Source organism: Qingshengfaniella alkalisoli (assembly GCF_007855645.1).
GTDB classification, from domain to species: Bacteria; Pseudomonadota; Alphaproteobacteria; order Rhodobacterales; family Rhodobacteraceae; genus Qingshengfaniella; species Qingshengfaniella alkalisoli.
Genome location: NZ_CP042261.1, coordinates 1114012 through 1125654, shown reverse-complemented (window position 1 = coordinate 1125654; position 11643 = coordinate 1114012). Strand labels below are relative to the sequence as shown.

Annotated in this window: 12 protein-coding genes and 1 other RNA gene; 3 read left to right on the top strand and 10 right to left on the bottom strand. The window is 58.1% G+C overall.

Going from position 1 to position 11643, the window contains the following annotated elements:
- The first annotated feature begins 7 nt into the window (after positions 1–7).
- Positions 8–763 (top strand): cytochrome c biogenesis CcdA family protein, encoded by a 756-nt coding sequence (locus FPZ52_RS05735; RefSeq protein WP_146364557.1) that lies wholly within the window; start codon positions 8–10, stop codon positions 761–763.
- On the opposite strand, the gene FPZ52_RS05730 is transcribed toward FPZ52_RS05735, so the two are convergent.
- From FPZ52_RS05730 to ssrA, 10 genes are all read right to left on the bottom strand, one after another.
- On the bottom strand, positions 743–1870 hold the full coding sequence (locus FPZ52_RS05730; RefSeq protein ID WP_146364555.1) for a hypothetical protein: 1128 nt from the start codon (positions 1868–1870) through the stop codon (positions 743–745). The two genes, FPZ52_RS05735 and FPZ52_RS05730, sit on opposite strands and share 21 nt — an antisense overlap.
- Entirely contained in the window at positions 1867–2988 is a 1122-nt protein-coding gene (locus tag FPZ52_RS05725) for a hypothetical protein (RefSeq protein WP_146364553.1), read from the bottom strand. Before FPZ52_RS05725 ends, FPZ52_RS05730 begins: the two co-directional genes overlap by 4 nt.
- Positions 2985–4106 carry a hypothetical protein gene (locus FPZ52_RS05720; RefSeq protein WP_146364551.1) on the bottom strand — a complete coding sequence of 374 codons (1122 nt, stop codon included), beginning with the start codon at positions 4104–4106 and terminating at the stop codon, positions 2985–2987. Before FPZ52_RS05720 ends, FPZ52_RS05725 begins: the two co-directional genes overlap by 4 nt.
- A 15-nt stretch (positions 4107–4121) precedes the next feature.
- Positions 4122–4367 (bottom strand): ribbon-helix-helix domain-containing protein, encoded by a 246-nt coding sequence (locus tag FPZ52_RS05715; protein WP_146364549.1) that lies wholly within the window; start codon positions 4365–4367, stop codon positions 4122–4124.
- A complete protein-coding gene (locus FPZ52_RS05710; protein ID WP_146364547.1) occupies positions 4364–4549 on the bottom strand; it encodes a DUF4169 family protein in 186 nt (61 codons plus the stop codon). The genes FPZ52_RS05715 and FPZ52_RS05710 overlap by 4 nt, the downstream gene beginning before the upstream one ends.
- Complete coding sequence (gene ypfJ / locus FPZ52_RS05705) at positions 4546–5394, bottom strand: KPN_02809 family neutral zinc metallopeptidase (protein ID WP_146364545.1); 849 nt, start codon at positions 5392–5394, stop codon at positions 4546–4548. Before ypfJ ends, FPZ52_RS05710 begins: the two co-directional genes overlap by 4 nt.
- A gap of 23 nt (positions 5395–5417) precedes the next feature.
- Positions 5418–6812, bottom strand: a complete 1395-nt coding sequence (fumC, locus tag FPZ52_RS05700) for a class II fumarate hydratase (protein WP_146364543.1) — start codon at positions 6810–6812, stop codon at positions 5418–5420.
- An 80-nt stretch (positions 6813–6892) separates the two neighbouring features.
- Positions 6893–7360 carry an SspB family protein gene (locus tag FPZ52_RS05695; RefSeq protein ID WP_146364541.1) on the bottom strand — a complete coding sequence of 156 codons (468 nt, stop codon included), beginning with the start codon at positions 7358–7360 and terminating at the stop codon, positions 6893–6895.
- A gap of 74 nt (positions 7361–7434) precedes the next feature.
- Positions 7435–8703, bottom strand: a complete 1269-nt coding sequence (gene chrA / locus FPZ52_RS05690) for a chromate efflux transporter (RefSeq protein ID WP_146364539.1) — start codon at positions 8701–8703, stop codon at positions 7435–7437.
- Positions 8704–9277: 574 nt separating this feature from the next.
- Positions 9278–9627, bottom strand: a transfer-messenger RNA (tmRNA) gene (gene ssrA / locus FPZ52_RS05685).
- 80 nt (positions 9628–9707) lie between these two features.
- Between ssrA and FPZ52_RS05680 the strand changes: the two genes are divergently transcribed.
- Together FPZ52_RS05680 and FPZ52_RS05675 are read left to right on the top strand one after the other, a co-directional pair.
- Positions 9708–10214: a DinB family protein gene (locus tag FPZ52_RS05680; RefSeq protein ID WP_146364537.1), complete on the top strand. Its 507-nt coding sequence runs from the start codon at positions 9708–9710 to the stop codon at positions 10212–10214.
- Positions 10211–11632, top strand: a complete 1422-nt coding sequence (locus tag FPZ52_RS05675; RefSeq protein WP_146364535.1) for a cryptochrome/photolyase family protein — start codon at positions 10211–10213, stop codon at positions 11630–11632. Before FPZ52_RS05680 ends, FPZ52_RS05675 begins: the two co-directional genes overlap by 4 nt.
- The last annotated feature ends 11 nt before the right edge of the window (positions 11633–11643 follow it).

Sequence of the window (11643 nt, the reverse complement as noted above, 5' to 3'; positions counted from 1 at the left end):
CGACATCATGTTCGGATTCGAGATCATTGATGCGGGCTTGATCCCGTCCATGCTGGTGGCGCTGGCCGCAGGTATGTTGTCGTTTCTGTCGCCTTGCGTGCTGCCCGTCGTTCCGCCCTATCTTGCCTATATGAGCGGCATCTCCGTGGCCGAAATGCAGGGCTCGAACGAAACACCAGGTAAAAGCGCACTGCTACCGGCGCTGTTCTTTGTGTTGGGCTTGTCTACGGTCTTCCTGTTTCTCGGGTTCACCGCCTCTGTCTTCGGCGCATTTTTCCTGCAAAACCAGGTTCTGTTTGCCAGGATCGCGGGGATCGTCGTTCTGGTGTTCGGACTGCATTTCCTGGGCGTGTTCCGCATCCCGATCCTGGATCGCGAGGCGCGGCTTGATGCGGGTGATCGGGGGGGGTCGGCGCTTGGTGCCTATGTGCTGGGGCTCGCCTTCGCGTTTGGCTGGACACCCTGTATCGGGCCGCAGCTTGGCGCGATCCTGTCCATTGCCGCGACAGAAGCGTCGATCACGCGCGGTACCCTTCTGCTGGCGATCTACGCGGCGGGGCTGGGCATACCCTTCATACTGGTCGCGCTTTACATGAATCGCGCGATGGGGCTGATGAAGCGGATCAAGCGGCATATGCGGTTGATCGAGCGCATGATGGGGGCGCTGTTGGTCGTTGTCGGGCTGGCGCTGACGACTGGTGCGTTTACGCGCTTTTCGTGGTGGCTTCTGGAAACCTTCCCTTCACTCGGTGCCCTCGGCTAGGGGAAAGTTTTTCGCCATGAAGTCCACGAGATCGGGATCTTTCTTGATCTTCTCGGGCATATCGAACCGCTTTTTTTTCCATCCGGTTGAAGTGCCTTTGCAGTGGAGGAGCGATACTTTGCTGGTGTTGGTAAACAGGTTCTGCGCAACACCACCGATCTGGTGAACCGCCCAGCCAAAGCGACTCATAAGACCATCCGGCGTCATACACCATTTGCGGTTGCACTTACGGTCGGGCACACGGCGGTAGACATGCACGCCCTGGTCCACCGGGCCATCGACATCGGCAGGCGGGTATACCCAGCTTCCGTGCACTGTAACCATACCGAGCGGATGTCTGGCGGCCAGATCAAAGACCGACGCATCCCCATGCTTGCGGACTATCTCATCGATATCGACACTCAGCACGGCGCGTGCGGCCGACAACGCGTCCCGGCGCGCGATGTTCAGCATCGCCGATTGAAAGAAGCGGGGGCTGACATCGAAGCGTGCGCCACGATCGGTCGGACCATAGGGGAAAGGGGCGGAATGGATTTGCACGGCGCTAAGCCCGCTGACGCCAGACAGCGTTTCGACAATATCCTCGGGCGTGTAATCGGTCGATCCGTTATCGAACAACGCGACGGCTTGTAGCCCATGTTCGCGGACATAGTAATCCGCCCAATCGCGAATCCAATTCAGTTTGTTGTTCTTGTTGACCGCCAGCAGGCAGTTCAGCCCGGCGAAGGCATCAGCCGTGCCAGTGCGTGATGCCAGCGCATAGGTTTTGCCTTCAAGGTCGAGGGTCAGTTCACCGCGCGCAGAGGGAACCGTGACCTGTTCACATCTAAGCCAGGTACGCCGGTTGAAGCGTCTGGGTGCCTGTCCGTCGATCTTCAGCCCCTCCGTGAAGGGTTTCCACAGGTTCAGAAACCGTGGTGCCGTAAAGACATAGGCCCCTTCATCCTGCAGATAAACGCAGTCATAGAACAAGGTCGTGCTGTCGAAGCGTTCCAGATAATGCTCGGTTCTGCGGTCTTCGGAACGCACATGGTCACGCCGCAAGGAAGCGCTCTCGGGCAGGATGAAGCCGGTCAGGGAAACGACGGATGTTGCGGCCATGGTCATGATTGGCTCCTGTCCGGAAAATGTTCGTCCATGAACGCATCCAGTTGCGGGTCATGTTTCAGTTTGGGCATATCGAAGCGCTTGTCCTTCCATCCCGTGGATGTTCCCCTGCAATGGATCAGGTGTGCCTGATCGGTTTTCTTGACCAGCTTCACCATCTTCCCGCCGACACGGTGTGGCTCAAAACCGAACCGGCTCATGAAACCGTTGGGGGTCGCGCACCACTTCTGGCGACAACGCTTCGCCGGGTCGGATCGCCAGCGATGCGCGCCCTGTGATGCTGGCAGCGGACTATCGGGAGCGGGGTAAGCCCATTCGCCATGGATCTTCACCATGCGGTTCGGCTTTTCGACCGCGAGATCGAACACGCTGGTTGCGCCGTCACACACGACAATTTCGTCGATATCTACGCTCAGCACTGCGCGACTGCCTGCTAGGACGTCGCGACGCGCCAAGTTGAACATCGAGCTTTGGAAAAACCGCGGGCTGTGTTCGCCGCGTTCCAGAGAATCATTCGGGCCGTAGGGGAAGGGGGCAGAATAGACATTGGCGGCCTTCAGACCGTCAATTAGCGCCAAACGATCCAAAATCTCTTCGGCGTCGTAATCGGTGGACCCATTGTCGATGATCGTGATCGCCTGAACATTCTGCTGAGCTATATGATACCGCGCCCAATCCTCGATCCAGTCCAGCCGGTTGTTCTTGGACACCGCCATCAGCGCGTTCAGCCCGTCGAAATGCGAAGCGAGGCTGTCCCTGGCTGAAACCGGATGCTCCACTCCCAGAAATTGTAGACTTAAGGTGCCTTTCGTGGCTTTAACCTCAATCTGTTCTCCCTTTTCGAAGACCTGTCGCCGGACCTTTCTTGCCGGTTTGTCATCGACCATCAGGCCCCTTCGGAACGGTTCCCAAAGATTGAAGAAGCGAGGGGCCGTGAAAACATAAGTCTGCGTGTCATCAAGATAGACACAGTCATAGTAAAGTGTCTGCCTGTCATAGCGTTTTTCGTAATGTTCGGTGCGACGGGCAAACGGCCTCACATGGTCGCGACGGAGCACGCTGTCATCCGGGATGCGATAGCCATGGAGCGGGGTGCATTGAAAATGCTCTCGGGTCATGAGGTGGTCGCCTTGAAGTCTCGTGCCATGATCGATTCAAGTTCCAAGTCCCTGTGCATGGATCCCGGTAGCCGAAAGCGCACATCGGTAGACTTCCAACCGGTCGAGGTCGCTCGACAATGGACGACCTCCATCCCTTCCGGCTCTTTCGCGAACCGGAACAGTTCACCGCCAATGTGATGCACATACCAGCCCATGCGGCTCATCAGACCGCTGGGCACTGCGCACCATTTCTTGTTGGATCGCTTGCTTGGATCAGCCCGCCAGACGTGTGCGGCGTGCCCCACGGGCCCATCCGTACCCTCGGCAGGATAAGCCCAATGCCCCGGCAGCTTCACAGGCAGGTTTGGATGGCCGGCGGCGATGTCGAAAACAGAGCGGCCATCGCGCGCGATCACCAGTTCGTCGATGTCCACATTCAACACAGCGCGGGCTTTGGACAATATCTCCGTCCGCGCAAGATTGAGCAGCGCGGGTTGCAGGAATTTCGGGCGGATTTCCCATCCTGTGCCCTGATCGTTTGATCCATAAGGGAAGGCAGCTGAAACGACGGCCACGCGTTGAAGCCCCTCAACCGATACCAAGGCCTGCCGCAGATCGTCGATGTTGTAATCGGTGGAGCCATTGTCGAAGATGACGACACCTTGCAGCCGGTGATTGGCCACATAGTACCGTGCCCAATCTGTGATCCACTCGACCCGGTTGTTCTTGTTCATCGTGGCGATGCAGTTCAGCCCCGCGAAGTCGTCTGACCTGTCAAGCCGTGTCTCGATCAGGTGATCTGTGCCACCGAGCGAAAGGCGGAGTTCGCCTTCATCGGCCAGTAGGACGGCCTGCTCATATTTCGGAAATCGCTTGCGCCGGACGCGGGCTGGATGCCCGTTGATCCGAAGTGCATCGCGAAAAACGGGCCATAAATTGAACATGCGCGGTGCCGTGAACAGATACCTGCGCTTTGTGGGTTGATACACGCAATCGTAGAATAACGTGTGTGTGTCGTAATTCTTCAGATATTCCTCGCTGCGCCGTTCCGGTGGGCGCACATGCTTGCGCGTGACCGGAAAATCGGAGGGCAGGGTGAACCCCGTTAGGCGGAACTGGTCGATGGCGGTCGTCAAAGCGTCGCTCGTCTATTATCTCGTCTCTGACGACAAGGAGTCGCATTTATCGCGGAAATAGGCCAGCACGAACAGCCGGATCGCTGTTGCCAGCCCCATATCCATGCCGCGGCTTGCGTCGATCTGTGCTGCAAGCGCGTTGATGGGCTGCCCCTGTTCTTTTGCGATGTCCCTGAACGCCGTCCAGAATTCATCCTCCAACGTGACGCTGGTCTGGTGGCCGCGTAGCGATAGCGAGTGCTTTTTGGGACGTCGGTTCATTCCGTGTCGTCTTTACGATGCGCGTCCAGCCGGTCTTCGGATTGACGTTGGCGCGCGTGGTCCAAATCCCGCTTCGCTTTACTGCGCCCGAATTTGACCGCATTGGCATCGGCTGTCGCGCGCTTCTCGTTTCGGGCGCGTGCCTTGCGGATTTTCGACAGGCTGACGACTTTGCGCGTCACAGCCTATCCGCCCCGAAGGTGTCGCATTGGTTGGGATCGCCTGACTGGTAGCCGCGATAGAACCACGTCTGGCGTTGCTCGCTCGTGCCATGGGTGAAGCTGTCGGGCACGACGACGCCTTGGCTGGCCTGTTGCAACGCGTCGTCGCCGATGCGCGCGGCGGTGTTCAATGCCTCGTCAATGTCGCCACCTTCCAGTGCCCCGTATTTTTCGTCTACGGCGCGTCCCCAGACCCCGGCATAGCAGTCGGCCTGCAATTCGATCCGGACAGACAAGGCGTTTGATTCCACGTCTGAGCTGCGTGCGCGAACCTGATTGGCCTCGCTCAAGGTTCCGAGTTGATTCTGGACGTGGTGAGCGATCTCATGCGCGACAACATAGGCTTTCGCGAAATCGCCCCCGGCACCAAGTTGCTGTTCCATCACCCGGAAGAAATCCATGTCCAGATAGACCTTCTGGTCGTTGGGACAGTAGAATGGCCCCATCGCCGATTGTGCACCGCCGCAGGCAGATGAGGTAACGCCGGTGTAAAGCACCAGCGTTGGATCCACATAATCCAGGCCGGAATTGGCGAAGATTTCCGACCAGACTGCTTCGGTATCCGCCAGAACGACGCCGACGAATTCCTCGCCCGCGTCGTCGATCTCATTGGGGCCGGAGGGCTTGGAGGATTGTGACATGTCGCTGGTACCGTTCAGGAGTGGCGAGATGTCCACCCCGAAAAATGCCCCCATCAGCACAATGGCGAGCAGGCCAAGTCCGCCGCCCGCCAGACCGACACCTCCGCCGCGTTGTCCGCGACGGTCTTCGATGTTCGAACTGGTTCTGCGACCTTTCCAGCGCATAGCGGCCTCCGCCCCTTTAGGCCTTAGTCCTTCGGCCCGACCATGTTTTCCGGACGCACGACTTCATCGAAGGTGGCCTCATCCACGAAGCCTAGGGCAATCGCCTCTTCCTTCAAAGTGGTTCCGTTCTTATGCGCGGTTTTGGCGACCGTGGTCGCGTTGTCGTAGCCGATGGTCGGGGCCAGAGCAGTGACCAGCATCAGTGACTCCCGCATCAGTTTCTCGATCCGGTCCTTGTTCGCCCTGATGCCAACGACGCAGTTATCTGTGAATGCGGCCGAGGCATCGCCCAGAAGTTGCATGGACTGAAGAACGTTGTAGGCCATCATCGGCTTGTAGACATTCAACTCGAAATGCCCTTGGCTCCCCGCGAAACCAACAGCCGCGTCGTTGCCGAAGACATGTGCACAGACCTGCGTCAGCGCCTCGCACTGGGTCGGGTTGACCTTGCCGGGCATGATCGACGAACCGGGCTCGTTTTCCGGCAGGATCAACTCCCCCAGACCGCAGCGGGGGCCGGAGCCCAGCAGACGGATGTCATTGGCAATCTTGAACAGGCTTGCGGCCACGGTCTTCAACGCACCCGACATTTCGACCATTGCATCATGCGCAGCAAGCGCCTCGAACTTGTTTGGTGCGGTCACGAACGGCAGAGCGGTAATTTCTGCCATGTTTTGCGCGACCTTCTCGCCCCAGCCTTTCGAGGTGTTCAGCCCCGTGCCGACGGCTGTGCCGCCTTGTGCCAATTCGTAGATGCGGGGCAGGGCAGCCTTGACCCGCTCGATCCCCATAGCGACCTGGTGGGTGTAGCCTGAAAACTCCTGGCTCAATGTCAGAGGCGTAGCATCTTGCGTGTGTGTACGCCCGATCTTGATGATCCCGTCGAATTCATTGACCTTCGCCTGAAGCGCGGCGTGCAGCTTTTCCAGACCGGGCAGCAGAACGTCGCGCGCCGTCATTGCCGTGGCGATATGCATCGCGGTTGGGAAAGTATCGTTGGACGACTGGCCCATGTTGCAATGATCATTGGGGTGGACCGGATCTTTCGACCCTATCTCGCCGCCCAGAATTTCGATTGCGCGGTTCGCGATCACTTCATTGGCGTTCATGTTCGATTGCGTGCCGGATCCCGTCTGCCAGACGACCAGCGGGAAGTTGTCGTCGAGCTTGCCATCAACCACTTCGCCAGCAGCCTGCACGATTGCTTCGCCGCGCTCCGCGTCCAGCTTGCCAAGCTCGATATTGGCCTGCGCACAGGCCTTCTTGATGACGCCGAGCGCACGCACGATGGCCACGGGCTGCTTTTCCCAACCGATGGGAAAATTCATGATGCTGCGTTGGGTTTGTGCGCCCCAATACTTGTCGGCAGGGACCTCGAGCGGGCCGAAGCTGTCGGATTCAGTGCGGGTTGCAGACATGCAAGCTCTCCTCAAACTGGTTTGGGACAGCTTCTATGTGTCCGTGCGATCAAGCGCAAATGTTGATGCGCAAGGGCTCCTTATTTTCGGAACTTGTCGAGGCTGACGACTTCGGCTTCGCGTGGTTCTTCGTCTTCTGTGACGTCCTCTGCCATGGGAGCGGCGTCTTCCAGATCTTCCCCGTCCTCTTCTATTTCCTGCGTCTCGAAGCGGAGACCGAACTCGACGGACGGGTCCACGAAAGTGCGGATCGCGTCATAGGGGACGTATAGCGGTTCGGGCTTGTCACCAAAGTTCAGCGTGACAGCGAAACCTTCATCTGTAACCGTCAGGTTGTCGTACCAGTGCTGCATCACGATGGTCATTTCGTCGGGATAGCGATCCGACAGCCAGTCAGCAATTTCGACATCGGGGTGCATCGTGTCGAAGGTGATGAAAAAATGATGCTCGCCCGGCAGACCGTTCTCGGCGACATCTTCCAGAACTTGCTGGATGAGCGAGCGCATCGCGCGGTGCATGAGGTTGCCGTAATCGATCTTGCGGGTCACGGGGTATCGTCCTTCTTGGCTCTGTTCCGGTCTAGCGGAAATTCGAGGGCAATGGAAAGGGGCGAATGCAGATTTCACACCGAGCCCGACAACATTCCCCAGCCCGCGCCCAATCCGGCGGCGATCATCAATGTCAACGGTAGCGAAAGTTTGAAGCGCCACAGCAGCAATGCGGCGATCACGGACAATCCTGCGGGTAGGGGGGCGAAACTGGTTGGATCAGGCAGGGCGTAGGACGCTCCCATGAACGATATTTCGTGAATATCGGAGAAATACACATGCGCTGCAAACCAGATCGACAGGTTGGCAATTACACCCACGACGGCAGCGGTAATCGCAGACAGCGCTGCCGCCAGCCGCGGCTGCTGTCCAAGCCAATCGACATATGGTGCGAAGGTAAAGATCCACAGAAAGCAGGGCACGAAGGTTACCCATAGTGCGACCACACCTGCCGCCAGCGCCAGTGTTACGCCTCCTTGGATATGACCCGCGAGCATTGCTACGAATTGCGTGACCAGAATCAACGGCCCCGGTGTGGTTTCCGCCAGCCCCAACGCGTCGAGCATCTGTGGGGCAGAAATCCAACCGTAGTCCGAGACGACCTCTTGCGCCATGTACGCCAGAACCGCATAGGCCCCGCCGAAGGTCACGATGGCCAGCTTGGAAAAGAACAAGGCAACATTTGTGAGGAAATGCGCGTCTAGAAGTGCCAGACCTGCCACAGGCCCCCACCAGATCAAGAGCCAGATCAGTATGCTGCGCATGGGCAGCCTGGCATTCTGTGCGTCGGATGGGTCCGCCCCCTGACGCCTGCCAAGGAACGCGCCATAAAGAGCTGCCCCCAGAATGATCAACGGGAAGGGCAGGTCGAGCACAGCGATCCCGACAAGGGCAAGGACAGCGATGATCCATCTGTCCGATGATTGCAGCGTTTTGCGGCTGAGCTTTGCCAAAGCCTGCAATACGATGACAATGACCGCCGCCTTGACGCCGACAAACAGGGACTGGACCAACGGGACGCTACCCAATTCCGCATAAAGAACGGCCAGCACCGCAATTACCGCAGCGCCCGGCAGAACGAACAGTAACCCGGCGATCAGCCCACCGGGCACGCCGCGCAACCTCCAGCCGCAATAGGTGGACAGTTGCATGGCTTCCGGTCCCGGCAGCAACATGCAAAGACTTAACGCACGCAGGAATTGCTGTTCGTTGAGCCAGCCGCGATCTTCGACCAATTCGCGGTGCATGACCGAAATCTGCGCGGCAGGACCGCCGAAGGACAGGAGGCCAATGCGCAGAAAGCTGCGGAACAGGTCGGACAACGGGGGTGCGGTGCTGCTCATTCACGCAGTTGAACCAGCCAATCTGTTGGAGCGCAAGCGACCCGTGGCCACTGTTACCAAAACTTCGAACTGGACTGCACCCGCCGCTCGCCCGACAAGCACAGCATTATCGTGTTGTAAGGCAACAGGCCCAGATTCTCGAAAAATCCGAGGAAGTCGAACTGGTTGCGAACTTCCACTATGCGCGATTCTATAACACGCATCACGACCTGTCCGGTCGCAGATACCGGCGTGTGATCCGCTGCGGAATGGGCTGTCAACTTGATCGAAGCCGCAAGCAAGTCTTCTGGTTCGACGACCGGGCCAATCGTGAACTCGGATCACATACTGGGGCCAGCAAGGCAGGTACCAATTCGCGGAACTCATCGGGCTGACGGACAGATCGGTCAACAAGCCCCTTTCGCACACTTTCGGGCTGAACAATTTCTCAATAGCGTCCAGTTCCTGCTGCTCGCAGTCACGGCTGTATCATTCTTGCAATAGGGAAGGATGTGACATCTGCGACCCGAACTGATTGCTGACGCGGGCAGGCTAGATCGCGATTGGCAACTCTTCGGTTAGCATGTGCATGTAAAGTGCAGGCTTCTGTTGCCAGGTGCCTGCGGACCCCGCCAGCCCTTGCTAGAGGACTGGGCTTAAATTTCGATCTTGGTTACTGCTTAAGCAGCAACTGCGACCGGAGCACGATTGTTGTTGGCAATTATGCTTTATCGGACCGATAACGGTGGTACCTCACCGAGTGAAAGCTAACCCCTTTAGACGTTCGTCGATCCTGTTTCGGCCCCAAGATCCCCCAACAAGGGATGTTTGGTGGAGCCGCCGGGTACCGCCCCCGGGTCCGATCCGCTTATTACGAGCGCGTTTATCACCATAGTTCCGAAGAACACCCTGAAGATAAGAGGCACAGCGCCGGCTTTCAAGCGGATATCGTGGCTTGTTGTGCGGATTGAACCGGAATGCAATTTTAAACGTAGTTAAAGGACGGGCAAACGGAGCAAGTCAAAATGATTACAGCGGACTACTGTCGGATGATGGCGCGTTACAATGACTGGCAGTCGCGGTCGCAGCTCACGTCGGCCGGGGCATTGCAGCAACAGGACCGCGATATGGATCGCGGTGCATTTTTCGGGTCTATCACGGGCACGCTTAACCATCTTCTCTGGGGCGACAGGATGTGGATGAGCCGTTTCTCGAATGTTGAAAAGCCTGGCATGCCGATATCCGCCAGTCCGGAAATGACCGGAAGCTGGGAGGCATATGTCGCTATGCGTGAATCGACGAACCAGATCATCCTGGACTGGGCCAATAAACTGACTGATGCAGCGCTCGGCGGTGACCTGCACTGGTATTCCGGTGCGCTGAAGCGGGATGTCACGAAGCCGCTGGCCGTGTGTGTTGTACATTTCTTCAATCATCAGACACATCATCGTGGACAGGTCCACGCTATGCTGACAGCCGCCGGGCTGGTGCCGGACGACACCGATTTGTTCGCCATGTCGGAGACGGCATGACCAGTGCCCCGGTTATCTGGTGGATCAGACGCGATCTGCGCCTCGACGATAATGCGGCACTAAATGCAGCTATCGCTTCCAGGCGGGCCATTATCCCTTTGTTTATCCGCGACGCCTTGGTGGACAATATCGGTGCAGCGGCCAAGATACGGCTGGAGGAAGGACTAAAGGCGCTGAGCCGTTCGCTAAGGGCTCGTGGATCGAAACTGATCTTGCGACATGGGGATGCCGAATCGGTGCTTCTGGACCTTGCGAAGAAATCGGGTGCAGGAATGGTTGTCTGGTCCCGGCTGTATCTGCCCGATACGATCGAGCGGGACCGAGGCGTGAAAGCCGCGGTGCAAGCTGCCGGCCTTACAGCGCGCAGCTATGCCGGGCATGTGTTGTTCGAACCTTGGACCGTCCAAACGGGGCAGGGAGATCACTACAAGGTTTATACACCGTTTTGGAAAGCCGTCCGGTCGCGCGACGTCGTTTTGCCGGATTCCGCACCTGACAGGTTGCCGGCGCCTGAACACTGGCCCGACAGCGATACTCTGTCGCAGTGGAACCTGGCGGCCGCAATGAACCGCGGTGCTGGCGTGGTGCAAAAGCATATCGCGGCGGGCGAAGCGGCAGCATATGAGCGTCTGGCGACGTTTCTGGATGACCGCCTGAATGAATACGGCATTCACAGGGATCGGCTCGACCGGGACGCGACATCGGGCATGAGCGATTATCTGTCCTTGGGAGAAATCAGCCCGGCAAGGCTCTGGCATGCAGCGCGGCGGCATGTCGAAGAAGGATGCAAGGGCGCGGAAACGTATCTGAAGGAACTCGTGTGGCGCGATTTCGCGTATCATTTAGCCTATCACACACCGCGTCTTCTGACAGATAACTGGCGCGAGGAATGGTCGGATTTCGCGTGGCAGGAGGACCAACGGCTCCAGGCCGTCAAAGCGTGGAAGCAAGGGCGCACGGGAGTCGATGTTGTCGATGCGGCGATGCGGGAACTCTATGTGACAGGGCGGATGCACAATCGCGCGCGGATGATTGTGGCGTCGTTTCTGACGAAGAATCTGGGCTTTCACTGGAAGATTGGAATGGATTGGTTTGGTGATTGTCTGATCGATTGGGACCCTGCGTCGAATGCGCTTGGCTGGCAGTGGGTTGCGGGAAGCGGTCCGGACGCAGCGCCCTATTTCCGCATCTTCAATCCGCAAACGCAGGCGGAGAAGTTCGACCCCGACGGTAAGTATCGAGCCAGATGGCTGGCCAAGAACCATAGCGACCCGTCTGATGATGCGCTGGCGTTTTACGATGCGATCCCCCGCAGCTGGAACCTGTCTGTTGACGATGACCCGCCCGATCCGTTGGTCGATCTGAAGAAAAGCCGCACCGATGCCCTGGACCGTTATGAGCGCTTCAGGAACGGTTAGAGAAAAGGTCT

Bases quoted from the DNA above. Each gene is read 5' to 3' on its own strand.
- FPZ52_RS05735 (WP_146364557.1), top strand. From the start codon at position 8: ATGTTCGGATTCGAGATCATTGATGCGGGCTTGATCCCGTCCATGCTG.
- FPZ52_RS05730 (WP_146364555.1), bottom strand. From the start codon at position 1,870: ATGACCATGGCCGCAACATCCGTCGTTTCCCTGACCGGCTTCATCCTG.
- FPZ52_RS05725 (WP_146364553.1), bottom strand. From the start codon at position 2,988: ATGACCCGAGAGCATTTTCAATGCACCCCGCTCCATGGCTATCGCATC.
- FPZ52_RS05715 (WP_146364549.1), bottom strand. From the start codon at position 4,367: ATGAACCGACGTCCCAAAAAGCACTCGCTATCGCTACGCGGCCACCAG.
- ypfJ (WP_146364545.1), bottom strand. From the start codon at position 5,394: ATGCGCTGGAAAGGTCGCAGAACCAGTTCGAACATCGAAGACCGTCGC.
- fumC (WP_146364543.1), bottom strand. From the start codon at position 6,812: ATGTCTGCAACCCGCACTGAATCCGACAGCTTCGGCCCGCTCGAGGTC.
- chrA (WP_146364539.1), bottom strand. From the start codon at position 8,703: ATGAGCAGCACCGCACCCCCGTTGTCCGACCTGTTCCGCAGCTTTCTG.
- FPZ52_RS05680 (WP_146364537.1), top strand. From the start codon at position 9,708: ATGATTACAGCGGACTACTGTCGGATGATGGCGCGTTACAATGACTGG.
- FPZ52_RS05675 (WP_146364535.1), top strand. From the start codon at position 10,211: ATGACCAGTGCCCCGGTTATCTGGTGGATCAGACGCGATCTGCGCCTC.